Source organism: Serratia sp. (in: enterobacteria) (genome assembly GCF_051654945.1).
GTDB lineage: Bacteria > Pseudomonadota > Gammaproteobacteria > Enterobacterales > Enterobacteriaceae > Chania.
The window spans coordinates 39,048-65,212 of sequence record NZ_JBOFZA010000092.1 but is presented as its reverse complement, the minus strand read 5'-3'; the positions used below and the strand labels follow the sequence as shown (position 1 = coordinate 65,212).

Sequence of the window (26,165 nt, the reverse complement as noted above, 5' to 3'; positions counted from 1 at the left end):
TTATTCCTGCGCAAGTTGTGCCAATGCCTGATCGACGCTGGCGATCGAGGCAAATCGATCGACCAGCACGGTTTCAGTATGCCGCTTTAACTGCTCGGGGGTAAAGAGGCTACCGTCTGGATGATGCATCGGGAAAGTGAGCGTGGCTTCGGTTACAAACGTCACTTTATAGCCCAGATCCGAGGCGACGCGGGTGGTAGTTTCGCAGCATTGCTCGGTACGGATACCGCTGATAATCAGATGGTCGATCTGACGTTCGCGCAGCCAGGCATCCAGGCCAGATTCGGTCAACGCGTTGTGCACCCGTTTGTGTACCGTAACCTCGGCCTGATGGCTGAGAAACGGCAGGCGCTTCACATAGCCGGAGGCCAAAGAAAACGGCCCTTCAGGCGAGACGTGGAAGACATCGACCAGCGGTACACCCTGTTGCTGGCAGCCAGCGATCAGGCGGCTCAACGCCTGCTGAAACGCAGGCAGATCGTCTTCCTGCCAGAACGGGCGATGTTGAAAAGATTGTTGAACATCGATGATCAATAGTGCGCTATGTGACATTTTCGGCCCTCCTTATTTTGGTGTAACACCATATTGGGACTGTAATGAGTCTGAAAGAAGGCCAAAATCGGCCATCATGATGGCAGTAACGGACGGGATGATGCATTGCTTTTCATGTCAGTGTTTTCGCTCATAATATTTCTGTCATTACCGCTCCCTATAGTGGCGTTGCTTTTTACCTTTGGGCAAAACGATAACCAGGGAGTACATAATATGAATAACCTTCCATCACGCCTGACACTGCTGGCTAGCTGTCTGGTGTTCAGTACCTCGCTATGGGCACAGGCTCAGGAAGTGCCCGCCGTGCTGGCCGGACACGCCGTATTACCGGTGAAGTCCAGCGTCACGGCACCGCAGGATGCCCCTGCCGATCTGCAACAGAGTGGTAAATACACCAGCGGTAAGCGCATCACCGAATTGGGTAGCGTGGCGGGGAAATCCGCCGATCGGCTGACCGGCATCGGGCTGCCCATCAATGGCCAACCGTTGCAGGGGCATTCCGGCATCAAACATATGCCGGATGGCACCTACTGGGTGCTGACCGATAACGGCTTTGGCAGCAAAGCCAGCTCGCCGGACGCTATGCTGTATCTCAACCATTACCGTATCGACTTCAAGGAAGGCACGGTAACGCAGCTAAAAACGTTGTTCCTGCACGATCCCGATAAAAAAGTGCCGTTCCATATCGTCAATGAAAGCACCGACAAACGTTACCTGACCGGCAGTGATTTCGACCCGGAAAGCTTCCAGTTTGCCGACGATGCCTTATGGATCGGCGATGAATTTGGCCCCTATCTGATTAAAGCGGATTTGAATGGCAAGGTATTGGCGGTGTTTGATACCCAGGTTGATGGCAAAGTGGTGAAATCGCCGGATAACCCGACGCTGACGCTGCCAGGTGCGCCGGACGGCAAACAGAACTTCCAGGTCGCGCGCTCCAAGGGGTTTGAAGGCATGGCGGTATCACCGGATGGCAGCAAGCTGTATCCGATGCTGGAAGGAGCGTTGTGGGACGGTGAGCAGTTTGAGAACGTGGCGGGCAAACGCTACCTGCGGGTGCTGGAGTTTGATGTCAAACAGCAGGCATGGACTGGCCGCAGCTGGCAGTACGTGTTGGAAGACAATCAGAACGCCATTGGTGATTTCAATATGATTGATGCCACCCACGGGCTGGTGATCGAGCGTGATAATGGCGAAGGCACGGCGGATAAAGCCTGTGCGGCAGGAGCGCCGACCGATAACTGCTTCAGCCAACTCGCGAAATTTAAGCGGGTGTATAAAATCGCGTTTTCCGACGTTAACGTCGGCAAACCGGTAGATAAACTGGCGTATGTCGATTTGATGAACATTCAGGATCCGCAGAAGCTGGCGCGTAAACCGCTGAATAACGGCGTGCTGACCTTCCCGTTCTTTACTATCGAGAATGTCGACGTGGTGGATGGCAGCCATATCATCGTGGGGAACGACAATAATTTCCCGTTCTCTTCCAGCCGTGAACCCAACGTGGCGGATGATAACGAGTTTATTCTGCTGGATGTGAAGGCGTTGCTACAGCCGTAAAGTTGTCCTTTAACTCCATTGCCTTCTCCTGATTAGGGGAGGGCTGTTTTATCACGGAGAAAAATAAAACTCAGTGGCGGATTTGTGCCAGTTCGTCTTCACTCAGGCCAGTCATTTTCATGACGGCGTTGCGATCGAGACCGTTCTGCAGCATGGCTCGGGCAATTTTCAGCTTAGCATCGCGCTCGCCTTCTGAATGACCTTCCAGTCGACCAAGCTGAAAGCCCTTCTCCATACCCTTCCGTTCAAGCTGTTGTGCGATGGTCATCAGTGTGTCCCCATGTTACTGCAGCCGTAAAGTTCTCCTTTATCTCCGTTGCCTTCTCCTGATTAGGGGAGGGCTGTTTTATCACGGAGAAAAATAAAACTCAGTGGCGGATTTGTGCCAGTTCATCTTCACTCAGGCCAGTCATTTTCATGACGGCGTTGCGATCGAAACCGTTTTGCAGCATGGCACGGGCGATTTTCAGCTTAGCATCGCGCTCGCCTTCTGAATGACCTTCCAGTCGACCTTCTTGCCTACCTTCCTCTCGGCCTTCTTGTCGACCAAGCTGAAGGCCCTTCTCCATACCCTTCCGTTCAAGCTGTTGTGCGATGGTCATCAGTGTGTCCCCATGTTGCGGCACTTGCTGTGCCAGCTGGCGTACAAAGGCTTCGGCGTCTGACGTTTCGCCCGCCTGTACAATATAGTGTACCAGCGATATTACCTGCGTTGAAGAGAGATACCCGGCCAGTAGGATAGGAGCTAGCCTATCCACCAATTCCGCCAGATCCCGATGATGAATGTGCTTTTGTAGTAGCGTCAGAGCCGCCATGCTGCGATGGTTGGCGATTTCGTCATCAGGGATGACGGTGACATCAACAAGCGGAAAAGCTGTGCCGTAAATTTTGCCAGCCAGCTCCGGGTTATCAAACTCATCCAGCCACCGGGTGGAATAGGGGTATGGGCTGCGTTTGCCGGTATAGAATAGCATCGGTATTACCAGCGGCAGCTTTTTGTGGCCTAGCTCCAGATGGCGCTGCATTGCCGCCACTGCGTACCTGATGAGCCTGAAAGCCATGTGCTTATCAGGCGTCGATTGATGTTCGATAAGCACATGAATATACCCATCGCCCGCTGTCGTTTTCAGGCTGTAGAGCATGTCGCTGAAGTACTGACGGAGGTTCTCCTCCACAAAGGAGCTCGACTCCAGTTTCAGGGTGTTAAGGTCGCAGATGGCACGCAGCTCAGCCGGGAGGTGTAGTTCCATGAAATCACGAGCAACCTCCGGTTGGGTCAGAAACTGCCGGAAGGTGGCATCGTGGGGCGTTGGTGTGTTGTTTTTCTTTTCCATAATAATTTCACACCTATACTAACTTTAATTGGGGGGTGTTATTTCTAGGCTGCCTCCCAATTAATTTATCTGAGGAGAATTTCGTTGGGTCTGTATTCAGGTCATCTATTAATTTGTTTGGTTTTTTATTAATGGCGGGAGGTAATAGAATTTTTGTGTGTGGCACACCCATAAGAAATTCCCTCTCTATTTTAGTCTGGATCCCATGAAGGTACTGCGTGGTGTTTGAAATCACATCAATTGTGGGCTATCTAAAACAACAGGGGAAGTCGTATAGGTAACGTTACGGTTCTTTCAGTCGATATTGCTACTTTGATCGAAAATATTTGCCAGTAAACATTCATTAAATAGCTGCATTGCTGTCAGATTTAATAATCTTCGCTAAAGGGTCAGTCTATTCCCACACTTCTTTTTCGTGGTTAACATAAATGATATTTCGGTAAGGGGGGAGTTTAACTGGCGTGCTGATGACCGTGGTATTGCTGATCATTGCTTCGTCGTATCTGGCAAAACAGTTACGGGTCATTGTTATGCGTTGATAGCAGCTAAACATAGCAAACTCGGGGTGAAAGCCTAGTACTTGGATAACTAGGGGAAGAGAGGAAACAGAAAGCGCGGTAACAATTTTCGCTTTCGGCATCTGGGCCGGAAACGCTAACTGTGCCGCGCCTAGTTAGCAGGCGGTGGCGATTAATGCACTGCCTGTGGGGCTTGCCAGTTTTCGTGATAGATATGTACGGCTTGCTCTTGCGTGGTAGTGCGATCGCCGGTCAGGCGATAGGCCACGGTGAAGGCAAAATCAAACGCGGCCCCCAGCCCTTGGCCACTGATCAGATTGCCATCTTCCACAACCCTTTCAGCCACGTAGGTACCATCCTCGATCTCCTGATGCAGATCGCCAGAACAGACATAACGGCGGCCTTGCAGCAGTTTGTTGGTAGCCAGCACGCGGGCAGCGGCAGAACACAGTGGGCAGATCAGCTTGGCGGCACGATCGTGGCGGCGGATAAACTCCACGACCAGCTCGTTTTCCGCCATAGCGACGGTAGCCTGCGGCCCACCGGGGATCACCACGGCGTCGTACAGTTGGTCCATGCGGCGTTCCAACAGAGCATCGGCAAACATACGTACCTGGTGATAGCTTCGCAGTTCCAGCCGATCCTGGCAGGAAAGCAGCTCTACCTCTATCTCCATACGACGTAACACGTCGATCACGATAACCGCCTCGGCCTCTTCAAATCCTTCGCTGAGCAGGACGGCAACTTTCTTGGTCATAGCATCTCCAGCAATGTACGGGTTGATAACCCGGGCACCGCTAGGGTAGCAGATAAAAGGCGGGAGTTTGGGTCGGGAGGCCAAGTGTAAGAAGGCGATCGCGGAAACTCGAATTCCCCCTTAGCGGCAAGGGAGATTCGCGCTATAATCGCCTCTTGCTTCCGATTCTTAGAGGAAGATCCTCGTCCCCGGTGGGGCGGCTGGACTTCAAATCCAGTTGGGGCCGCCAGCGGTCCTGGGCAGGTTCGACTCCTGTGATCTTCCGCCATTCGATGTATTCTGAACTCCACTAAAGTCAATAAATCCCTTATAATACCCGCAACTTAAGCCACTTTCGCTCTCCTGGTGTCAACTCGTGTCTACCCAAATCAAGTGTGATCTGGGGGCACCGTAGGGGGCACTGGCGATGCCCCCATTTTTGAGGTGCCCCCTATGAAGCTAACAGCCCGACAAGTCGAAACTGCTAAACCAAAAGACAAGCCGTACAAGCTCTTCGATGGAGGAGGGCTTTACCTTGAAGTAAAAACCAGTGGTTCTCGTTACTGGAGATTGAAGTATCGTTATGGCGAGAAAGAGAAGCGTCTTGCCTTTGGCGTTTACCCCGATGTATCTCTGGCAGAAGCCCGTGACAAACGCGATGTAGCTAAAAAGATACTGGCAGCAGGTGACGATCCTGGAGAAACCAAAAAAGCAGAGAAGCTTGCACAGAAACTGAATTCGGAGAACACGTTTGAAGCCGTTGCCCGCGAGTGGCATCAGGCTAAAGCCGACCGCTGGTCATTGCGCTACCGTGATGAAATCATTGATACCTTCGAAAAAGACATCTTCCCCTATATTGGCAAGCGTCCTATTGCCGACCTCAAGCCGATGGAGTTGCTGGAAGCACTGCGCAAAATGGAGAAGCGCGGAGCGTTGGAGAAAATGCGTAAAGTTCGCCAACGCTGCGGAGAAGTATTTCGTTTTGCCATTATCACTGGCAGAGCTACTTACAATCCTGCTCCCGATCTTGCCAGCGCTTTGGCAACGCCGAAGAAGGAGCACTTCCCCTTCCTGACAGCTCAGGAGCTGCCATATTTCCTTAAAGACCTATCTGGTTACACTGGCAGTGTCATCACTAAAACGGCAACCAAGATCATCATGCTGACGGGCGTAAGAACCCAGGAGCTGAGATTTGCACGTTGGCAGGATATCGACTTTGACAAGGGGCTGTGGAACATACCGGTTGAAGTGATGAAAATGAAGCGGCCGCATGTCGTTCCATTATCAACGCAGGTTATCGAACTGTTCGGCTCCCTCAAGCCAATGACTGGTGGCTATCCCTTGGTGTTCATTGGCCGAAACGATCAGCGTAAGCCAATCAGCAAGGAAAGCATCAATCAGGTTATCGAACTGCTAGGTTACAAAGGGCGGCTGACCGGCCACGGCTTTCGCCACACTATGAGCACCATCCTGTATGAGCAGGGCTATAACTCGGCCTGGATTGAGACGCAACTTGCCCATGTGGATAAGAACAGCATCCGTGGTACCTACAACCATGCGAAGTATCTTGATGGACGGCGTGAGATGCTGCAGTGGTATGCGGACTATATGGATAACCTGGAACGGGACGGGAATGTGGTGCATGGGGAGTTTGGGTGTAGGGCTTAGGTTGAGGTGGTTTTACTGAAAGGATCGGCAGTGCCAGCAGTGATGCTGGTGCTGTTGGTTTTCGCGGATGTTTATTTTTTTTGTCTTGTTTCGATGAAATAAGCGAAGTATTAGATATATCTAAGCGATTGTGTTGGAGAGCGAACTCCTGGTTCTTCTGGATTGATGGTTACGAATGTGACAAGATCATCGCCGGTGAGCTATATAAGGGCAACTGCTCAACAATAAATCGCCTTGTTCCATTACTAGTCAAAATGGTGGGTTAGGAAAAGTAGTTTACGATTACATTGTAATTGTTGACAAGGCAGACTGCGAATACTGAGAGTGTTCTACCAGAGAACAGCAAAACTAGCAGCCTGACCCTCAGACCGCTACATGTGTGGGAGACTCAATAATTACAAGGGAGGATGGTAGACATGTCGAAATCTGAGGCGCAGACACGTGCTGAACTGATCGATCAACAACTCTCCATGTCAGGTTGGGACGTTAAAGACCCTACACAGGTCGTTGAAGAGTACGATATTCTGACCACCTTGCTAGAAGGTTTAGCTGAACCTTACATCCCATACCAAGGCCATCAGTTCTCTGACTACGTTTTGCTGGGTAAAAACGGTAAACCTTTAGCAGTAATCGAAGCAAAAAAAACCAGTAAAGAAGCAGCTATAGGTCGTGAACAAGCCAAACAATATTGCTACAACATTCAAAAACAAGTTGGCGGTGAGTTGCCATTTTGCTTCTACACCAATGGCCATGAAACCTACTTTTGGGATCTTGGAAACGCTCCTCCGCGCAAGGTCATCGGCTTTCCCACCCGAGACGATCTGGAACGATTCGCCTATATTCGCCGCAATCACAAGCCGCTTACAGATGAATTCATCAACACCTCGATTGCTGGCCGTGATTATCAGATCAAGGCCATTCGCTCAGTGCTTGAAGGTCTTGAACAAAAGAAACGCAATTTCCTACTGGTCATGGCTACGGGTACAGGTAAAACCCGCACCTGTATTGCGATGATCGATACGCTTATGCGCGCAGGGCATGCTGAAAAAATCCTGTTTTTAGTTGACCGCATTGCATTACGTGAGCAAGCTTTGGTCGCTTTTAAAGAGCATATGCCTAATGAGCCACGCTGGCCCAATGTGGGTGAAAAACTCATCGCCAAAGACCGCCGCATCTACATTGCCACTTATCCTACGATGCTCAATATCATCCGGGACGATGTGCAGCATCTATCACCCCACTTTTTCGATTTCATCGTGGTCGATGAGAGCCACCGCTCCATCTACAACACTTACGGTGAAGTGCTCGACTATTTCAAGACCATCACGCTGGGCTTGACGGCAACACCGACCGATATCATTGACCACAACACCTTCCAGATCTTTCACTGTGACGATGGATTACCTACCTTTGCCTATACCTTTGAGGAGGCCGTAAACAATGTGCCGCCTTACCTATGTAACTTCCAAGTCATGAAGATCCAGACTAAGTTCCAGATGGAAGGTATCAGCAAACGTACTATTTCTCTGGAAGATCAGAAAAAGTTGATTCTTCGGGGGGAAGAGGTTGAAGAGATCAATTTCGAAGGTTCACAGCTTGAAAAACAGGTAGTCAATAAAGGTACCAATACCTTAATCGTGCGTGAGTTCATGGAAGAGTCCATCAAGGATGCCAACGGTGTGTTGCCCGGAAAAACCATTTTCTTCTGTGCCACCAAAGCCCATGCTAGACGAATGGAGAAGATTTTCGACGCACTCTATCCGCAGTACAAGGGGGAACTGGCAAAAGTGCTAGTGTCCGATGATCCTCGAGTTTACGGCAAAGGCGGATTACTCGATCAGTTCACCAATAACGAGATGCCACGGATCGCTATCAGCGTCGACATGCTCGATACTGGGATTGATGTGCGTGAAATTGTTAATCTGGTGTTTGCTAAACCAGTCTATTCCTACACCAAATTCTGGCAGATGATCGGGCGCGGTACACGTTTGCTGGAAGCCAATAAACCTAAACCCTGGTGCCTTGAAAAAGACGCGTTCCTGATCCTAGATTGCTGGGACAACTTTGAATACTTCAAGCTCAACCCTAAAGGTAAAGAACTCAAACCACAAGTGCCTCTGCCTGTCCGGTTGGTAGGGATAAGGCTCGACAAGATAGAGAGTGCCAACGACGGCGGTCATGCTGACATCGCCGCGCGTGAGGTAGCTAAGCTGCGCCAGCAGATTGCCATGCTGCCTAAGGAATCAGTGGTCATTAAAGAAGCTGCCACAACATTGACACGTGTGGACGATGAAAACTTCTGGATCAGCCTCAACCACGACAAGCTAGAGTTCCTGCGCAACAAAATAAAGCCTTTATTCCGTACTGTTTCCGAGGCCGATTTCAAAGCCATGCGTTTCGAACGTGACCTACTCGAATACTCGCTGGCTGTGCTGATCGAAGAGAAAGTACAGGCTGAAACACTCAAGGAAGGTATCATCAAGCAGATCGGTGAACTGCCGCTTTCAGTAAGTTTTGTCAAACAGGAGGAAGCGCTGATCCGCGCCGCGCAAACCAACCATTATTGGGCACTGGCCGATGAAGAAAGCTTTGATGATATGGTTGCCAAACTTGGCTCATTGATGAAATTCCGCGAGCAAAGTAACGACCAGGAGCAGACTCACCTTGATCTGGTTGATGAACTGCACAAGAAAGAATGTGTAGAATTTGGCCCACAACATGCAGCCGTCAGTATTACCCGCTATCGAAAAATGGTCGAAGAATTCATTGCCGAGCTGACTGAGCACAACCCGATTCTACAGAAGATCAAAAATGGCGAAGCGGTGAGTGCGCTTGAGGCTCATGAACTGTCTGAGTTATTGCAGGAAGAACACCCTCATATCACCGAAACCCTGCTACGCCAGGTTTATAAAAACCGCAAAGCTCGCTTCATCCAGTTTATTCGCCATATACTAGGCATCGAAGTGCTACAAAGCTTTCCAGACACTGTTAGCGCCGCATTTGACCAGTTCATCCGCACTCACAACATCTTGAATAGCCGCCAACTGGAGTTTCTCGGCCTGCTGAAGAACTTCATTGTTGAGCGCGAAAAAGTAGAGAGAAAAGATCTGATCAGTACGCCTTTTACCGTGATTCACCCGCAGGGCATACGTGGTGTATTTAGCCTAGCGGAAATTAATGAAATCTTGCTACTCACAGAACGGCTGGCCGCATAGCGCCACAACATAACATCAAGGAGTCCAGCCCATGCTGCAAAACAATCCTGAACTCAGAAGTAAGATCGACCAACTGTGGAACAAATTCTGGAGTGGTGGCATCAGCAACCCGCTCACTGCTATTGAGCAGATCACTTATCTGTTGTTTATGAAACGGCTTGATGAATTGGATCTCAAACAGCAGGCTGACGCAGAGTTTACCGGTGAAAGATATACTTCCAAGTTCCAAGGAGTCTGGATCCGCCCTGAAGAGCGTAATCGTCCGCAGGTGGAACAGCGCCCTGTAGATAAGAGCAGCCTACGGTGGGGGGATTTCAAACACAAACCTGCTGAGGAGATGCTGGAGCATGTGCAGAACAACGTATTCCCCTTCATCAAGGATTTGAACGGCGCGGAAAGCAATTTTACCCATCATATGAAAAATGCGGTGTTTATCATTCCCAAGCCACAGCTACTGGCGGAAGCAGTGGAGACCATCGATGAAATCTTTGCGGTGATGGAGCGTGACTCGCGTGTGAATGGCCAAGCCTTTCAGGATATCCAGGGGGATGTCTATGAGATGTTGCTATCCGAAATTGCCAGCGCAGGCAAAAACGGTCAGTTCCGCACCCCACGTCATATTATCAAGCTGATAACTGAACTGGTGCAACCGCAATTGGGTCAGCACATTATCGATCCAGCATGTGGCTCCGGCGGTTTTTTACTGGGGGCTTACCAATATATAGTTACGCAACTGGCTATCAGAGACGGCACTACTGACATCAAACCTGATGAGGATGGTTTTGTGCGTACCTCGGTTGCTGCAGGGCTCGATTTAAAAAGGAAAACCATTCTCTCCTGCACGCTTTGGGGTTACGACATTGATGTGACCATGGTGCGCTTAGGGCTAATGAACCTGATGATGCATGGTATCGACGAGCCACAAATTGACTATCAGGACACTCTCAGTAAGGGTTTTAAAGAAGAGGCTAAATATGACATTGTGATGGCTAATCCTCCCTTTACTGGCAGCATCGATAAGGGGGACATTAACGAAAGCCTACGCCTGGGCACCACCAAAACCGAACTGCTGTTTGTAGAGAACATCTACCGTCTGCTTAAAAAAGGGGGGACTGCCTGTGTGATCGTACCGCAGGGGGTGCTGTTTGGCTCTGGTGCTGCTTTCAAGGCGCTACGCCAGTTACTGGTGGATCGTTGCGAACTTAAAGCGGTGATTACTCTCCCTAGCGGTGTGTTTAAACCTTATGCCGGGGTCAGTACCGCTATTCTCTTGTTTACCAAGGTGTGGGGGGCCAAAGATAATGTAAAAAAACCGGCTACCGAGCACGTGTGGTTTTATGAAATGCTCGCGGATGGTTATTCACTAAACGACAAGCGTGACAAGGAAGAAGGCTATGGCGATCTGCAAGACATTATAGATAAGTATCACGCCCGCGATCCGGCCATCGATACTGACCGCACCGCCAAGTGCTTTACCGTACCCCGTACCGAGATCGAAGAACAAGGTTATGATCTTTCGCTTTCCCGCTACAAACAGGATGTGTTCGAGGAAGTGACTTACGATGCGCCGGGAGTAATTCTGGATCGGTTGATTCAGGCTGAGGTGGGGGAGATTCGCGAAGCCGATCTGGATAAGGTACAAAGTGGTATTGTGCGTGAACTGCTGGAATTAAAGGGGATGTTGGGATGAAAAAAGTTAAACTTTCATCGCATTGTATAATAAAAAATGGATATGCTTTCAAAAGTAATGATTATGTATCATCTGGTTATCGAGTCATTCGTATTACAAATGTACAAAAAGGTATTATTGTTGACGATGATCCCAAATTTGTTTCTGAAAAAATTGCTGACGAAGCAAATAATTTTAAGCTTAAGGTTGGGGATATATTAATTTCATTGACAGGAAATGTTGGTAGAGTAGGGAGAATTCAAGAAATACATTTACCTGCTGTTCTAAACCAACGGGTTGGTTTAATTCGAACACAATCTAGAGAAATAGATGATGATTTCATCTTTCAATATGTTAACTCTGATTATTTTGAAAAGCAGGCAATAAAAAATGCCAATGGCATTGCGCAGTTAAATTTAAGTTCAAGATGGTTGGAAAATCATCTAATCCCCGTCCCCCCCCTCAACGATCAAATCCGCATTGCCCATCTACTCGGCAAAGTGGAACAATTGATTGCAAGTCGCAAACAATATCTACAACAGCTTGATGAACTGCTCAAAAGTGTGTTTTTCGAGATGTTTGGGCCAAGTAATCAAGATTACGACATCTGGCCTTTAGTTGAGATCCGAGAGCTTGCTGCTAAACACAAAGGTGCGATGAGAACAGGGCCTTTTGGATCAAATCTTTTACACAGCGAATTTACAGAGAAAGGCGAAGTAGCTGTTTTGGGTATTGATAACGCTGTTCGGAATCATTTTGCATGGGGTGAGCCTCGATTCATTACTAATGAAAAATATCAAGAACTTGAAAGTTATCGTATTTACCCTGGGGATGTCATTGTCACTATTATGGGAACTATCGGGCGTTCAGCAGTAATTCCTGACGATATTCCGCTAGCTATCAATACAAAGCACTTGGCAGCAATTACTCTGAACAGAAAAATCGCGAATCCGTTGTTCCTATCTTACTCGATCCATTCCAGTCCGTTTATTTTGAATCAATTCCGAAGTAAGAATAGAGGAGCCATTATGAGTGGCCTGAACCTTGGCTTAATCAAAGAAACTAAGCTCAAGCGACCTCCAATAGAGCTGCAAGATGAATTTGCAAAAATACATACCTCTGTAGATGCTTTGAAATCTACGTACCAGCAAAGCCTTACCGATCTCGAGGCGCTTTACGGCGTATTGAGCCAAAAAGCGTTTAAGGGTGAGCTGGATTTATCCCGCATTCCTTTGCCCAGCATAGAACCTGAAGAGGAAAAAACAGCGTTAGTGCAAGTGATGCAAGATTCCCCTGAGGAGGAATGTGAATTTGGGCTGCCTGATATCGACAGTCTGCCCATTGCCCTGGATAACACCGAAGCACGCAAGACAGTGCTCATCCAATGGCTAAAAGCCTACAGCGACCAACTGGGTAGCACTTCATTTTCATTGCAACATTTGATGGCAGCAGCGCAAACCCGCTTAACGGATACGCTTCGAGTGGTTATAGAAGACGAAACCACCTCTGTAGAATATAAAGCCCTATTGAATGAACTGTACCCCAACGATGAGATCAAGCTAGACGCTAACGACTACGATTTTATCAAAGGCTGGGTTTTCAAAGCGCTTAAAGAAGGTACGCTGACTCAAGTATTGGATGATGCTGGTCATTGTGTTCAGCTTGAACCCGAGGCTGTATCGACATGAAGCTGTTGCGCCTCAAAATCACTGATCCAGATGGTTTTCGCAGCCTGCCCTGCGGTTTTGAACACCATTTTCGTAGTGAGTGGAACTTACAGGATGAAATAGCCCAGCCGGAAGAGTTTGCTCCTTTTGTGTGTGCTGGTCCTAATGGCAGTGGCAAATCCAATTTACTGGAGGTGCTGGCGGCGATCTTTTTCCAGCTCGAAATCTTGCGTGTCCGCCGCAGCTTTCTGCCTGAGGTATTGCAGGATCCAGATCAGGATTTTTCACCGGTCGCGTTTGAACTGGACTATCTGATCCGCTTGCCAGAGCAATATCTTCTCCCTGACCGTTCGGTATGGGCGCAGGTGTGTGTTAGGAAACATTCTGGCGAACCCATACATATTCAGTGGCAGAACCAGAGTGACTTTGACGCTATAGCAGATCAGGGTAATCATACTGACATATTATTGCCACAGTATGTGCTGGGTTACTCGTCGGGAGAGAATGAAATCCTCAGCCTGCCGTTTTTCAAGTTGCGCTTTGTGCAGTACGACGAATACTGGAATGCGCTGACCAAACAGTTGGGTTACCCGGGGTATCCGGATACACGGCTGGCGTATCTGGACAATGGCTTTAGCCAAGCTATCCTGCTGTGTAATCTGCTGTTTCAGGATGAGGCTACGCTACGACCTTTTCGCCAAGAAGTGGGCATAGAAGCGCTGAGGGAGTTTCGCATTATCCTCAAACGGAGCATTGAGGTGCCAATCCAGCAAGCAAGTAAATTAATCTCAGACGATGACGCTGTGCAGGCATATTCAACACATAGCTATTTTGTAGACAACCCAGCCATATTTTTAAATGAAGAAACGGCCACCTATACCGTCAATCTTTTGCACCTGCTGGAGGGAGATGAACGTTCATCTATCATTGAAAAGCTCAAACGTTGCGCCACACTGAGCTATCAGGATGAGACTACAGATACATTGATCCTTGATTATTGGGTCAATGAAGCAACTAGACAGGCATTTCGCAACAACTTTGATAATTCACCTTTAGCTTTTTTTCAGGCGTTGCAGGTCTTGCTGATGCTGAATTTGTATTCGGTGAGCGACAACTTAAAGGCCGATATCTATCGTTCCACAAGTCATTATGTGAGTGAAACTGTCCCCACGCTGGCCTCAGATGAGCGCATTATGCGCTTCAAACATTTTTACTTCACCAAGCAAGGGGTAGAAAAACCCATGTTGCTCAAGGAGCTGTCGGATGGTGAACACCAGTTATTACACAGCTTGGGGGTATGTTTACTGTTTCGCGGCACCAACAGTCTGTTTTTGCTTGATGAACCGGAAACCCATTTCAACCCGGCATGGCGTGCCAGCTTTATCAGTAGTCTGCGTAATTGCTTGCAAGGACAAGAGAGTGAAACAAGCCAGGAGATGTTGATCACTACCCACTCGCCGTTCCTGATTTCAGACAGCAAACGGGACAAGGTGCTGGTGTTTGACAAAAACAGCGAAACCCGCACTGTGAGCATTACCCACCCCAAGTACAACACACTGGGGGCGTCAATCAATAAAATCACAATGACCACTTTCGGTAAGCGTGAAACTATCGGTGGTCACGCTCAAATCTTGCTTGGCGCGCTACGGGCACGCTTTGAGCAAGGTGAAGATATTTCAACATTGATTACTGAACTGGATCGTGAGCTTGGTGACTCGGTAGAAAAACTACTGTTGGTTAAGGCGATGCTAGATCGTAACAAGTCCAGTAGCGAAGAGGAGCAAGGCTGATGCTGTTTCCTTACATCTATGTGCCACATCAGATGGAAAAGATGCAGGATTTCATCGACTTCATTTTCTTTGAAGTGTGGTGCCAGGCGCCAATTGGTTTAGAGTTTCACCCCGATCTTTTCGATGCTAAACCAGAGCTCAAGGAAATTATGTCTGAGTTTGGCTTTTCGGCAAAAGTGGCTAATCGAGGGAAAAAATTTTACCAAGATGTTCGCGCCATCTATGAGCAATTCGAGCAGCTCTCACCGAATAAAATAAATCAGTTCAAGCAATGGTATTTAGGTAACAATAATCTTGAAAACATCTGCAAAAATGATCCCACAACACAGTTGGTACGCTATGATGAGATGACTTTAGATACCCCTGTATTGAGCGAACTATTAAAGTCATTCTTCATGGCGCTCTATGGTGATCCGTTATTGGATCTAAAAGAGCTTAAAGTCAAAATAGGTCAAATAACTCAACATTATAAAAAATTTGTAAGTACCAATAATAAAGGTAAATGTCCTTTCTGTGGTATTAATGACTTATTAGGTGAAGATCACAGTAAGCGCGAGGCTTACGACCACTATCTACCGAAAGCGATCTATCCGTTCAACTCAATCAACTTTAGAAATTTGGTTCCGGCTTGCCACCACTGTAACAGCAGCTATAAGGGTAGAAAGGATGTTACATTAACCCCCAAAGATCCTTGTGGTCAACAGGCTCGCCGAAAGTTGTTTTACCCGTTTTCAACTGAATCCTATCGAATTAATCTGCAAGTCACGTTGCGTCACGCCGATTATGAAAACCTGAAGCCAGAAAATATTGATCTCAGTTTTGGCCCAGTTGAACTGAGTGAGCAGATCGCTACTTGGGAGGATGTTTATGGTATCGAAGAACGCTATCGCGCCAAGCTTTGCAGCGCAGATTCGAAAGATTGGCTCGTACAAGTTTTAGATGAATGGCGTTGGTATGAGGAATCAAGCGGTACGGATGGACGAAAGCCTGAAGCTTACCTGTGTGCTGTTGCTCGCCATACAGATAACTCTCCTTATTCAAACGAAAACTTCCTGAAATATGGCTTTCTACAAGCTTGTAAAAACGTCGGGATTTTTGATGAAACAGGGTGGCAAGATAAATGAACTGTGCCACATTTCCACCACCATCCTGGCCGTAGTGGTACAGTTCACCCGGTAACGCGCTATGCTTTTTTGCGTAATTTCTCGACCCACTCGTTCATAAATTCAGCTTCGTAAAGAGATGTTTCCGTCCAGTCACTCTGCGAGCGTAAATAATAGACATAGGATTGTGTGTCGAATGCGTGTTGCTCTTCAAGCAATGCCAATGGGAAGCCTAACCATGATAATAAAAAAGTGATAGTAACTAAGATTATAAAATAAGAGCAGGGCATGATTTAAAAATAAATAAATGGGAAGGTTTCTCTAAACCTATTCTCTACTTCAGGGTGTTTCTCGAGAGATTTCATTGCAACGCTTTGAGTGCAGTCATCACCTAAATCCTCGCCTCTTTTAAGTGCTATGCCATACAAAGCATTTCTTTGAGACTTACTAGCTTTCCATTCAAATGGAAAACCGATTAGATTTAAAATATTAAGCCTATCTCCATCAAAATCAACTAATTCGAAGATATAGTCTGGAGTTTCAGAAACATCATTATCTCTAATTACATTCTCAGACCATTTTTTCAAATCGTCATCAGTTATTGCGCCGCTATATAGACAGGCAATAACAAACCCTATAACATCATAACTATATTTATTTAATCCAGCAATCATAGTTACTTCCATATAATAATTTTATCACCATCAATATGTGTGGTTTGACTATGGACTTCTGTCAGCACTAACTGAATACGGCCTACACTCTGATGATGATGCAACGTGTAAAGAGGCACTTTAGGTTTCCAGACCTTTATTTAAGACAATTTTCAGCATTAAATTCTGATGAGAAAATTCCCCCTCAACTTATTTTAAAGAGTTGAGGAGAAGATAAATCACAAATAGTCAGGGTCAATATTTAAGCCATCAATAAACTCTTCCAGGGAATTAGCGTAAGAAAAAAAGTATCTAACTCAGGATGCCCGCCATCATGTTTCTGTAACATTTCGATGTAATTACTTGGCAACTCAAAGTCTATGACCTTTTCAATTTTGAAAAAAATGAAGTATCTCCATTAAACCCGGGGGTAGGAGTGCCGCCATTGTTAATGTTAAGCCTATCAATATTTACTTTGTTTTCCTCGTGTTAATTTTTAGAACTACCAGTAGTTATGGCTCATTCAGAATGACCACTTAACGCTTCTTCATCAGAGTGTAAACCCGCTAAGACTGGAAGTCTGAAAAATAGCTTGTTGAGAAAAATCAGCCTATATTATCACGCTGACATTTTAAGTTACTTCTGTTGATGGGTAACCCGGGAGGAATTAACTATCCTCCCAGGTTATCCATTATTTAAATGATGGAACGAATACTTCCATGAAATCATACTTTTCAAGTAGCGAAGATACAAGTTCAACTAACTCACTAAGTCCGGAATGGTAAACCCTAAAATAAATGCTTTCAATGTGAGAGTCATCATCCTTTATAAATGTCACCTTAAACCCATCTCCTTTGTAATCATTCACCCCTGAGTAACTTTCAATGAAGTTTAAATTTAAAGCAATAACAAGATCGCTTTCTAAATGCTCAGGCAGCCTCGATTTAGACTCAAAATCCCATCCATGTTCTGATAACGTTTTTTTAGCCATTGAAGGCAAAATATAGAAAGACTTATACCTCATTGTTAATCCTCGCCCCATACTCTAATAGGAACCTTATCTAATTTTAGCTCCAATGCTGCAGCAGTGCGGTGATGACCATCTTGTATTTCAAGCCTGTTAGTCAGTGGGTTCCTCCAGACATCAATAGGTCTACTATGGTCAAATCCATCATTTTTAATACTTTTTTTGACTTTCTTAATAACCGAACCAGTCATTTCATCCTTACCTTGTGTAGGAACGAGAATCTTGGGATTTACCTCGATAATACTTGGTTCAGCAGTATCAACTTTAGGTATAGGTTCAGGCGCTCGGTCCCCTGTGGGATGAGTTTCCGAGCCAGGCATTCCTTTCAGCCCTAATGGGTCAATATTTAGAACCGGATTCCCATCAACATATTGATAAGAGTTAAGCCCGCCATCGAGTTTTACCGGATCCGCCGTCAGATACCGTCCAATTCCCGGATCATAATATCGGTTCAGGTTATAATAAAGCCCGCTCTCCTTGTCCGCATACTGCCCTTGGAAACGCAGCGGTTGGTTAATGGCGCTGGCATCTTCTGCCTGCCATTCTTCCCGCATCTGACCAAAGGCGCTGAAGCGACCTTTCCAGACGGGGTTACCCTTCCAGTCGGTCAGCTCGTGCGGGGTACCCAAATGGTCGTTCTGATACCAGTAAATCGCTGGGGGCTTATCCTGCGGATCCCGTGAAGGCTCTCCCACCACCAGCGCCATCGGGCGATAGCTGCCCGGCTCATACAGGTAGCTCTGCCAATAGCCCTTGCCATCGGTTTCTGCCACCAGTTGATTGCCACGCCAGACAAATTCCATCAGCTTGCCGTTGACGATTTTGCTCAAGCGGCGGTTAAAGGCGTCGTAGGTATAAGTGCTAACGCTGCCGTCTGGGGTTTCGTGACGGATTAGGCGATGACGGCAGTCATATTCATAGCGGGTGATCAGTTTATGGTCTTTGCCGCGCCGTTCGGTAATCAGGTTACCGAAGCGGTCATACTCAAAATGGCGATCGGCATAAAACGCCAGTCGGTTGCCCGGTGCGCTGTGCTGCTGGACATCGCTGACCTGGTTACCTCGGCCATCCCAACGGAAGCTCTCGTTCGGGTTGGCGTGGTGCTGTTCCTTTGCCTTGGCGGCGGGTTGAAACTGCGGAAAACGGTGAACGGGTTGCCTGGCAGGGGGAATGATTGACTGCGGGTTCAGGTAGCTGACCGAGGTCAACGCCCCGATGGCATTGTAGTGATACTGCCGCGCATCGTTGCCGTCAATGCTGGTAAGTTCACCATCCGCCTGATAAGCATACTGTTGCTGCCAGTGCAGCCGATCGTCTTCCGGCATGGCTCCCGGCTCGAGCAGGCTGTGTTGGCTCAATCGACCCAACGGGTCATACCCGAAGGTATTGACCAGCCGGTTGCCCTGGCGCAGTTGTTGCAGGCGTTGGTGATGGTCGTAGCCGTACGCCGTCAGCGGCTGACCTTCCAGGCTGGAAGCTTGCAGTTTGCCGTGCTGGTAGTGGAACTCTTGCCACTGGCCGTTGGGTTGTTTGATGCCGGTCAGGCGTCCGGTGTCTTCGTCATAGCGGTAACGCATTGTCGCCCAGGACTGGTGTTCTGCCTCCAGACGTCCTGCCTCGTCATATTGCCAGGCTAACGGGTTTTCACCGTCCAATACCTCACTCAGGCGGCCTGCCTCGTCGTAACGGTATTCTTCCTCTTTGCCATCGGGCAGGATTTTACGCGTCAGGCGGCCCATCGGGTCGCGTTGGTACTGCGTGATGAGGGGCGGGCTTTGGTGGTCGTTGCCGTATTCGCGCTTTTCGCTCAGGCGACCGCAGGCATCGTAGTGATAGGTGGTTTTGACGTTGTCGAAGCCAATCTCTTCACTCAGCAGGCCACTGCCGGTGTAACCGAGCCGGTATTTTTCACCGTGTTGGTTCTCAATCTCGCTGACTTGCAGATGTACGTTATCGTAGCGATAACGCAGGCTACCGCCGTCCGGCAGACGTTTCTCGGTCAGCAGATGCAGGGGGGCTGCATAGTGGTATTGAGTCACGCGGCCCGCCTCGTCGGTGAGCTGCGTCACTTTGCCATAGGCATTGTACTGATATTGCCGGGTGCTGCCATCCGGATGGGTGATCTTTATCAGCCGGTCCAGTTCATCCCATTGGTAGCGGGTGATCTGGTCGTTCTCTTCCACTTCGCAGGGCTGAGTCTGTAGCCCCTGATAGCGCATCTGGAGGCGGCCCTGTGGCGAACTGTCACTGAGCAAACGCCCCAACGTATCCCACTGCAAATGTTGCTCGCTGCCATCGGGAAAGCGAATATGGCTGACCTGCCCACGCGGCGTGTAGCTGTAGTGGGTGGTGGTTCCTGCCGGGCCGGTTTCGCTCTTTAATGCTCCGTTGAGATGGTAGGTATAACGCCAGGTCTGCGCCTTGTCACCGTCCCCCAGCGTCTTGCTGAACAGTCTGTCATACAGCCAGTCAAATGTGGTGACTTGGCCATCGGGCGTGATAACACACTGCAATGTGCCATCATCATCGTATACCGAGTCAGTGTGATACCCCAGTGCATCGGTGACTCGGATGCAGGCACCGTCATCGTTGTACTCGTAGTGGGTTTCCGCACCGTCGGCGTTTTTCTCCAGCAACAGCAGTGCCTGTGCCGAGTGCCGGTAACGTTGCTGGCTACCATCCTGACGGGTTAGCGTGACGCTATGATTGGCCTCGTCCCAGTCGTAATATGTATCCAGTTGGCCAAAGTTGCCGTACTGGCGTAGACAGCGAACGTCTTTGCCTTCACCTTGCCACTCCCAATGAAATTCTGCACCGCCCGCCAGTGTGCGGCAGAGGATCACGTGGTCTTCTCGGTAGTGATAATGCTCAATGTCGCCAGCGGCATTTGCAACACTAATCAGCTGTTGGTGTTCGTTGTAACGGTAGTGCGCTACCAGCGTACCGGGCTGCCAATGTGTCTCTGCACTGGTTCTGGCGGGATTGCGAGCCTGTAACAGCACCTGGCTGATCCCTTTAGGGTAAGCGGGGTCGTCATAGCTGAAACAGAGCCGGGCTTCGTCGTGCCCGATTGTAGCCAGACGCCCTTCACTGTCGTAACTGACGTCTACAGAATTGCCGTGGCGATCGCGAATACAGCGCAACCAGGCCATGTCGCCGTCACGCAGGAAATGGTAAGTCCCCTGTCCCTCGGTGAATTGGACGCAGTATTCATTGCCGAACTCATCCAGTTTCAGTCTCATCACCCCGCCGCCTGCGCGGTTGGTGACTACCGGTGCTTCCTGGGTGGGGAGCAGGAAGCGGGTGGCGCTGTTTTCATCGTCGAAGAACCAGACAATTTCTTCCTGACTCTGACTGTCACGGCCAAAGAACAGGTAAGGGCAGGCACTATGAGCCCAGCCCGGCCCCATACCGCTACGTTGCTCCACGGCGCTGGTGCGGTAGAGCCGCCGCCAGGCAAAGGGGAGGACGCCAGGCAGGGTGAAATCTGTCAGTGTCAGCAATTCTTCGCCGGAGAACATGGATACCGGCTCGCCATCAACTTTGGTATTACCGACGGCCTGGGTGGGTTTGCCATTGGGGGTGACCGCGCTGGCATTGGCGTTGGGTTCCGTTTTGATAATCCCGACTTTGTGGGCCGACTTCTGATAGGAGAGCTCCAGCGAAGTCTGGTGCTGAAGCCTGCCCAACTGATTTTGCCGCACCGTAAGCAGCGACTTCGGATCAAACTTGGCGACCACCGTGGGTTTGGCTAACACACCGTACCCCTTGGGTACTTTGGCCAGGCTGAATAACTCTCTCACATTTGCCATGATGCCTTTGGCTTCTGCTGCCGCCTTTGCGCTCTTGAATATTTTTGCCATCGTTAACGTTCCTTGTTCTTATTATGCCGGGACCATAATGCTGATGTTGTCCACACCCGTCAGTACCATCTGTCCCATTCCTGGAGGCAGTACCAGATACAGCACAATCATCACCAACAGGCTGCCAAAGGCATCGGCGACAAAATTAACAATTTGTTGCGGAGTGAGGAGTTGGAAATAACAGTAGAGCGCGTCGATCAGGATGAAAACGAGGATTTCATCACTCAGCAGCGTCAGGGTATCCCCTAAAGCCTTAGCCCCCTTCCCGGGTAGAGCTTTCAGTTTCTCAATCCCTTCAGGGCCAATAAACTCGGCCAATTTAGCGGCATATTTATCCACATCGCTGAGCCATAACCAGACCTGTTTGATCGTGTCATACAGTTGCTTGAGCTGTGACACCATCCCGTCAAGAAAGGCATTAGCCGTCTCCGCCAGACTGAGTCCCCCGTTCTGTAGATAAGTTTGCCAGGCCGCTCGCTGCTGCGTATTCCATGTGGTGGTCAGCCAGGCTGCATATTTGTCAATCGTTTCCTGATAGGCCGCATAAAGTGCATCCCGGTCTTTATCAGTAATATCGGTATTGACCAGCAGATGATACTGATAACCGGCTTCACAGGACGGTATGGTGACTACGGCCTTGCCCTGCGCATCAAAATTGTTCTGGGAGACAACTTTATCTTTACTGGTATCCCCATATCTGGAAGGGGGTCCAGAAAGGGCTGCCGGGTAATCTTGGGAACGTTGCTGAGTTATCACCACCGGGCGTTTGACCAAGGTGTATTTCGCCTGGGGTATCGGAATATACTTGGTGGAACGAAAACCGTGGGTAATGGTAATGTCTGTGGGTTCAATGCTACAGGTCATGGCGATATTGACCGGCTTGTTTTCCAGAGGCGCAGATTCACGCTGCATATCACCAATAATAAATTGCTGCTTCATGTTCAGCATGGAGCCGTATAACCAGTGGCCATTGGCAGTTTTGTAGTCCTTTATCACATCTTTGAATTCAGACAGGATGCGCTGAAAATCCCGTTCTTTGTCGGCCGGGGTCGGTTTCGGCGGCGACTCCCCGCGTAATAGGCGGTTATACTCTTCCTGGGTACGAACCTGTTGAACAGGGTAATCCATGATATCGGTTCTCCTTGGTAATTATGATTCTTCGAGGGTCCGCAGGATCTCTGCCAGGATCTGGGGATCGCGACGGCGCTGCGGGGTCAGCAGGCGGCGTATTTTTTTATCCAGTATCGCGTTGGGCCAACGGGCAACCACATCGGGGTAATCCTGTTGCAGGGTCTGGCGGATGTTAAGCACCAAAGGCAACACTTCTTCATCCAGCAACGCATCCAATACCCCTTGCGGGACGTGCCACCAGGGGAATGCCTGAACCGGCGCATCGGGGATAACCGGGCAGGTGAATGCCCGACCATTGATCCAGTAATCTGAGAACACCGGCAAAATTTCGCGCCATTGGTCGCCGTAATAATCCAGATGGCCTGGCAGATACTGGCCATCCCAATAGCGGAAAAACACCGCTTTACCTCCCGGCAGGATCACCTGGGTCAAACCCGCAAGATGGTCCGAGATAGTGGTCTGCGGTAGCGGCGAACGCGCCAGCCAGCCCCAGTTACGCAGAGGGGTTTCTGCTACCCAGCGCAGGAACGGACTGCCTTCATTGAGCTGCACCATCACTGGCATCACTTCAAACCAGTTGGCATACGGTGTGTTGGCGTAAAGCCCATAAGGCGTGCGGCTGCCATCCTCCCGGTAGTAAGCTTTGATACCTTCCGCGCCGTTGGTATTAGCCAGGATGGCGTACAGCTGTGTTCCGGCCGTGTCTCTTAACCAGTCCTGTAAGCGGTGTGGCATATTCATCTTATCCTTGATTAAAAAATGCTCGTAAACTGGCCATGGCCTGTCGAATAAACTTGACGGTAATAGCCAGAAGAAGTGATGTCTGGGCGCTCAACTGGCTCCCGTAGCAAATGGTCAATAAAAAGAATGTTGAGAGGGCGCCCCTGCCTTGCTCTGGCAAGATACGCGACAACAGCGCTATATCCGCATAGCTGACGGCATATTCCCTGCCGTTCGGCGGTATACGCAACCAGGCAGAAAGTGATGTGTTTTGTTGAAAGCGGTCTGAGGTGGTCACTGCAATCCTTGCTCCCTGTGTCCTAATCCATCAAGGGACTGTCCATTATCTTGCTACCCTGCCGTGCGGGCGAAGTGATTAGCACTTGGTGATATAGCTATCAGGCATTACATTCATGTTGTGAATTAATAAAATCAGTTCGACAGGCAGTTCTCATCCCTTCTAGGGGCCAAAAGCAACTCGCCATCTGTACAGTTGGCTGAATAGTCACAATTGAGAAAGACGCTACTAGGTCACCTGATGCCACAAAAGTGCTGCACTTTTTCCCTGAACTTACATGACTGGCGATCCCTTTAGCACCACGTCACCATGGAAGGTGTTGTCACCTTATAAGATCACGGCATTCCCTGCCATATATCCTTCATACTTGGCATTTTCTTATCAGATTACAGGATGTTTTAGGCTGAAAGAAGCAGAAAGGTAATCGTTACTAATGAATATTGTGTGCAATGTGAGGGAAACCAAGCTTTGGGGGCAGTCTGGGCCATTGATGCAGATCTCGCTATTCACCTTTAGTGTTGTGACGTGTAGATATTGGGAAGGGAGCACCTGCTCTCCCTATTGTAATCGTTCTAACTGTTACAAGGGTGTATTGGGTCGGCGATGGCTTGTGCGGCGACAAATGAATACGTGTCTTCATAAGTGCTTGCATGGCTCAAAAAAGTACGCCGGGAAAGGAAAATAGCAATGAGCGCATCAGGCACATTGGTATACCGGCACACGCCGAAGAGTAGCAGTGAAACTATCCCACACCTGGACCTCTGAAGTCGCAATACGCATCCCCTTTTTTCTGAGCATTGCCACATCGGCGGCGATCCGCTGCATACCAAACCAAAACAGGCCATCCAGCGCCGTTACCGCCAGCCCGTTCTCCAGCGCCTGTTTAAGCCTCTCGCGCGGCATTTTTATTTCCTTGGCAATCTCCCGGTAAGGGGCTGCGGTATCACCTGACGCTCCTTCTCGGCGAATACGGGTAGACAGACGGTATTGAAATTCATCCGGCACCTTACTCAAATCAGCCTTTACGCTGTAAACACAGCCAAAGCGCTTGCCGTTAAACACGACGTTTTTCTGGCTGAGTTGCAGTTCATCACGCAGCCCGGCAATCAGTTGCGGGGCGCGCACCAGCAGCAAACGAAAAGGCAGTTCAAAGCTGGTGACATAATCCACATTCAGCAAAGCGATACGCAGGCGCTCGATACTTCCAGCTTGTGCCAGGCGGCATTCTTCGATGACTTCAGTCCACTGCTGCGTAATGCGCGGTGTTTGATTAACTTCCGCGAAACTGTATTTTTCAATCTGGTAATCAATACGTTCGGCCATGCTAGTTTCCCTTCACCTACCCATCGGAGACTTTATCAACAGCCTACGATAACCGGAAGCCAATTTGTTGATGGTAGTGAGGTGGCGCACAGCGCCCGATGCATATACAAGGCAGGCGCTATATGCAGTCATTCCGCAACGTAGGGAATACACCGTACCAACGGCAGGTCTGCCTACAAAATAAACGCCATTCGTGTAATGAGCTTCAACATGTATATCTGGCATACTAAGCGCATTACAGCGTTGTAAGTCAGATTAAAAACGGAGGCGGTATGGCAGATGAGAACCTAACATCATCCCCGGCAGGCGAATTTGTCATGTTCGCTAGTGGCGATGGAAGTGTTCGCGTTGAATGCCGTTTTGAAAGCGACACTCTTTGGCTATCTCAGGCAATGATGTGTGAGCTGTACGGCAAAGCTAAAGCAACCATTAGCGAACACATCAAAAATATCTTTGAAGACGGCGAACTGGTCGAAAATTCAGTTGTTCGGTTTTACCGAACAACTGCCAGTGACGGAAAAAACTATCAGGTTCAATATTTTAGTTTGCCGATGATACTCGCCGTTGGCTACCGTGTCCGTTCCACCCGAGGCACCCAATTCCGCCAGTGGGCCACCCAAACGCTCCAGGAATACCTGATCAAAGGGTTCGTGATGGACGATGAACGGCTTAAAAACCCGCCTGTTGGCTCATCCGCAGTGCCAGATTATTTCGACGAGATGCTGGAGCGCATCCGCGATATCCGCGCCAGCGAGCGCCGGGTATATTTGCGGGTTCGGGAGATCTTTGCGCTAGCCGCCGACTACCAGCCCTCCCTCAAAGAGACAACGCTGTTCTTTCAAACCATCCAGAACAAATTGCATTTTGCCTGCACCGGTCATACTGCGGCCGAACTTATCCATCAGCGTGCCGATGCCAGCCAGCCCCATATGGGGTTGAGCAGCTATAAAGGAGAAGAGGTGCGCAAAAGCGATGTGACGGTGGCGAAAAACTACCTCAACCGGGGCGAAGTCAGCGAACTCAACCGCGTGGTCAACATGTGGCTGGATTTTGCCGAAGATCAGGCCCGGCGTCGCCAGCAGGTGTTTTTGCGTGACTGGCAGGAAAAACTGGACCAGTTCCTGCAATTCAACGATCGCGATGTGTTACAGGGCGCAGGTACGGTCAGCAAGAAAACGGCAGATGCAAAAGCACAGGCGGAATACGTCCAGTTTGCCGAGCAGCAGCGCCGCTTAAAAGAAGCTGAGGGAGAAAAGGATATCGCCAGTTTGCTTCAGTGGAAAACAACTACCAACAACTAGCCTCAAATGCCCCCAAACTGCAAATCATCGGGGGCAC

The 26,165-nt window shown here is 49.1% G+C and carries 19 protein-coding genes, 1 tRNA gene and 1 pseudogene; 9 read left to right on the top strand and 12 right to left on the bottom strand.

Annotated elements, in window-relative coordinates; genetic code table 11:
• Window positions 1–552: a cysteine hydrolase family protein gene (locus ACRDCA_RS23090; RefSeq protein WP_438691625.1), complete on the bottom strand. Its 552-nt coding sequence runs from the start codon at window positions 550–552 to the stop codon at window positions 1–3.
• 213 nt (window positions 553–765) lie between these two features.
• Here ACRDCA_RS23090 and ACRDCA_RS23085 point away from each other — a divergent pair, with 213 nt between their 5' ends.
• A complete protein-coding gene (locus ACRDCA_RS23085; protein ID WP_438691624.1) occupies window positions 766–2,112 on the top strand; it encodes an esterase-like activity of phytase family protein in 1,347 nt (448 codons plus the stop codon).
• 70 nt (window positions 2,113–2,182) lie between these two features.
• On the opposite strand, the pseudogene ACRDCA_RS23080 reads toward ACRDCA_RS23085, so the two are convergent.
• The 3 genes and pseudogenes from ACRDCA_RS23080 to ACRDCA_RS23070 all read right to left on the bottom strand — a co-directional run.
• Window positions 2,183–2,395: pseudogene (locus ACRDCA_RS23080) on the bottom strand (ISNCY family transposase); the annotation flags it as partial.
• An 85-nt stretch (window positions 2,396–2,480) separates the two neighbouring features.
• Complete coding sequence (locus ACRDCA_RS23075) at window positions 2,481–3,446, bottom strand: Rpn family recombination-promoting nuclease/putative transposase (protein WP_438691623.1); 966 nt, start codon at window positions 3,444–3,446, stop codon at window positions 2,481–2,483.
• Between the two features lie 690 nt (window positions 3,447–4,136).
• A complete protein-coding gene (locus tag ACRDCA_RS23070; protein WP_438691622.1) occupies window positions 4,137–4,721 on the bottom strand; it encodes a DJ-1/PfpI family protein in 585 nt (194 codons plus the stop codon).
• Between the two features lie 173 nt (window positions 4,722–4,894).
• Here ACRDCA_RS23070 and ACRDCA_RS23065 point away from each other — a divergent pair.
• From ACRDCA_RS23065 to ACRDCA_RS23035, 7 genes are all read left to right on the top strand, one after another.
• Window positions 4,895–4,989, top strand: a tRNA-Sec gene (locus tag ACRDCA_RS23065).
• Between the two features lie 164 nt (window positions 4,990–5,153).
• Window positions 5,154–6,368 carry a tyrosine-type recombinase/integrase gene (locus ACRDCA_RS23060; protein ID WP_438691621.1) on the top strand — a complete coding sequence of 405 codons (1,215 nt, stop codon included), beginning with the start codon at window positions 5,154–5,156 and terminating at the stop codon, window positions 6,366–6,368.
• 416 nt (window positions 6,369–6,784) lie between these two features.
• A complete protein-coding gene (locus ACRDCA_RS23055) occupies window positions 6,785–9,583 on the top strand; it encodes a type I restriction endonuclease subunit R (protein WP_438691620.1) in 2,799 nt (932 codons plus the stop codon).
• A gap of 31 nt (window positions 9,584–9,614) precedes the next feature.
• Window positions 9,615–11,273, top strand: coding sequence for a type I restriction-modification system subunit M (locus ACRDCA_RS23050; protein ID WP_438691619.1), 1,659 nt, complete (start codon window positions 9,615–9,617; stop codon window positions 11,271–11,273).
• Window positions 11,270–12,940: a restriction endonuclease subunit S gene (locus tag ACRDCA_RS23045; RefSeq protein WP_438691618.1), complete on the top strand. Its 1,671-nt coding sequence runs from the start codon at window positions 11,270–11,272 to the stop codon at window positions 12,938–12,940. The genes ACRDCA_RS23050 and ACRDCA_RS23045 overlap by 4 nt, the downstream gene beginning before the upstream one ends.
• Entirely contained in the window at window positions 12,937–14,709 is a 1,773-nt protein-coding gene (locus tag ACRDCA_RS23040) for a restriction system-associated AAA family ATPase (protein ID WP_438691617.1), read from the top strand. Before ACRDCA_RS23045 ends, ACRDCA_RS23040 begins: the two co-directional genes overlap by 4 nt.
• On the top strand, window positions 14,709–15,833 hold the full coding sequence (locus tag ACRDCA_RS23035) for an HNH endonuclease (protein ID WP_438691616.1): 1,125 nt from the start codon (window positions 14,709–14,711) through the stop codon (window positions 15,831–15,833). The genes ACRDCA_RS23040 and ACRDCA_RS23035 overlap by 1 nt, the downstream gene beginning before the upstream one ends.
• A 272-nt stretch (window positions 15,834–16,105) precedes the next feature.
• On the opposite strand, the gene ACRDCA_RS23030 is transcribed toward ACRDCA_RS23035, so the two are convergent.
• The 8 genes from ACRDCA_RS23030 to ACRDCA_RS22995 form a co-directional block, all read right to left on the bottom strand.
• Entirely contained in the window at window positions 16,106–16,486 is a 381-nt protein-coding gene (locus tag ACRDCA_RS23030; RefSeq protein WP_438691615.1) for a hypothetical protein, read from the bottom strand.
• 2 nt (window positions 16,487–16,488) lie between these two features.
• Window positions 16,489–16,605 (bottom strand): HNH endonuclease, encoded by a 117-nt coding sequence (locus ACRDCA_RS23025; protein WP_438691614.1) that lies wholly within the window; start codon window positions 16,603–16,605, stop codon window positions 16,489–16,491.
• A gap of 551 nt (window positions 16,606–17,156) precedes the next feature.
• Window positions 17,157–17,489 carry a hypothetical protein gene (locus tag ACRDCA_RS23020; protein ID WP_438691613.1) on the bottom strand — a complete coding sequence of 111 codons (333 nt, stop codon included), beginning with the start codon at window positions 17,487–17,489 and terminating at the stop codon, window positions 17,157–17,159.
• Window positions 17,490–17,491: 2 nt separating this feature from the next.
• Entirely contained in the window at window positions 17,492–21,355 is a 3,864-nt protein-coding gene (locus ACRDCA_RS23015; RefSeq protein ID WP_438691612.1) for an RHS repeat-associated core domain-containing protein, read from the bottom strand.
• 21 nt (window positions 21,356–21,376) lie between these two features.
• A complete protein-coding gene (locus tag ACRDCA_RS23010) occupies window positions 21,377–22,483 on the bottom strand; it encodes a hypothetical protein (protein WP_438691611.1) in 1,107 nt (368 codons plus the stop codon).
• A gap of 21 nt (window positions 22,484–22,504) precedes the next feature.
• Complete coding sequence (locus tag ACRDCA_RS23005) at window positions 22,505–23,221, bottom strand: DUF4123 domain-containing protein (protein ID WP_438691610.1); 717 nt, start codon at window positions 23,219–23,221, stop codon at window positions 22,505–22,507.
• Window positions 23,222–23,228: 7 nt separating this feature from the next.
• Window positions 23,229–23,504 carry a hypothetical protein gene (locus ACRDCA_RS23000; RefSeq protein ID WP_438691609.1) on the bottom strand — a complete coding sequence of 92 codons (276 nt, stop codon included), beginning with the start codon at window positions 23,502–23,504 and terminating at the stop codon, window positions 23,229–23,231.
• Window positions 23,505–24,200: 696 nt separating this feature from the next.
• Entirely contained in the window at window positions 24,201–24,827 is a 627-nt protein-coding gene (locus ACRDCA_RS22995) for a DNA-binding protein (protein ID WP_438691608.1), read from the bottom strand.
• Window positions 24,828–25,099: 272 nt separating this feature from the next.
• Here ACRDCA_RS22995 and ACRDCA_RS22990 point away from each other — a divergent pair, with 272 nt between their 5' ends.
• The gene (locus tag ACRDCA_RS22990; RefSeq protein ID WP_438691607.1) at window positions 25,100–26,128 is read left to right on the top strand and encodes a virulence RhuM family protein; all 1,029 of its coding nucleotides are present in this window, start codon (window positions 25,100–25,102) and stop codon (window positions 26,126–26,128) included.
• The last annotated feature ends 37 nt before the right edge of the window (window positions 26,129–26,165 follow it).

Bases quoted from the DNA above. Each gene is read 5' to 3' on its own strand.
- ACRDCA_RS23090 (WP_438691625.1), bottom strand. From the start codon at position 552: ATGTCACATAGCGCACTATTGATCATCGATGTTCAACAATCTTTTCAA.
- ACRDCA_RS23085 (WP_438691624.1), top strand. From the start codon at position 766: ATGAATAACCTTCCATCACGCCTGACACTGCTGGCTAGCTGTCTGGTG.
- ACRDCA_RS23075 (WP_438691623.1), bottom strand. From the start codon at position 3,446: ATGGAAAAGAAAAACAACACACCAACGCCCCACGATGCCACCTTCCGG.
- ACRDCA_RS23070 (WP_438691622.1), bottom strand. From the start codon at position 4,721: ATGACCAAGAAAGTTGCCGTCCTGCTCAGCGAAGGATTTGAAGAGGCC.
- ACRDCA_RS23060 (WP_438691621.1), top strand. From the start codon at position 5,154: ATGAAGCTAACAGCCCGACAAGTCGAAACTGCTAAACCAAAAGACAAG.
- ACRDCA_RS23055 (WP_438691620.1), top strand. From the start codon at position 6,785: ATGTCGAAATCTGAGGCGCAGACACGTGCTGAACTGATCGATCAACAA.
- ACRDCA_RS23050 (WP_438691619.1), top strand. From the start codon at position 9,615: ATGCTGCAAAACAATCCTGAACTCAGAAGTAAGATCGACCAACTGTGG.
- ACRDCA_RS23045 (WP_438691618.1), top strand. From the start codon at position 11,270: ATGAAAAAAGTTAAACTTTCATCGCATTGTATAATAAAAAATGGATAT.
- ACRDCA_RS23040 (WP_438691617.1), top strand. From the start codon at position 12,937: ATGAAGCTGTTGCGCCTCAAAATCACTGATCCAGATGGTTTTCGCAGC.
- ACRDCA_RS23035 (WP_438691616.1), top strand. From the start codon at position 14,709: ATGCTGTTTCCTTACATCTATGTGCCACATCAGATGGAAAAGATGCAG.
- ACRDCA_RS23030 (WP_438691615.1), bottom strand. From the start codon at position 16,486: ATGATTGCTGGATTAAATAAATATAGTTATGATGTTATAGGGTTTGTT.
- ACRDCA_RS23020 (WP_438691613.1), bottom strand. From the start codon at position 17,489: ATGAGGTATAAGTCTTTCTATATTTTGCCTTCAATGGCTAAAAAAACG.
- ACRDCA_RS23015 (WP_438691612.1), bottom strand. From the start codon at position 21,355: ATGGCAAAAATATTCAAGAGCGCAAAGGCGGCAGCAGAAGCCAAAGGC.
- ACRDCA_RS23010 (WP_438691611.1), bottom strand. From the start codon at position 22,483: ATGGATTACCCTGTTCAACAGGTTCGTACCCAGGAAGAGTATAACCGC.
- ACRDCA_RS23005 (WP_438691610.1), bottom strand. From the start codon at position 23,221: ATGCCACACCGCTTACAGGACTGGTTAAGAGACACGGCCGGAACACAG.
- ACRDCA_RS22995 (WP_438691608.1), bottom strand. From the start codon at position 24,827: ATGGCCGAACGTATTGATTACCAGATTGAAAAATACAGTTTCGCGGAA.
- ACRDCA_RS22990 (WP_438691607.1), top strand. From the start codon at position 25,100: ATGGCAGATGAGAACCTAACATCATCCCCGGCAGGCGAATTTGTCATG.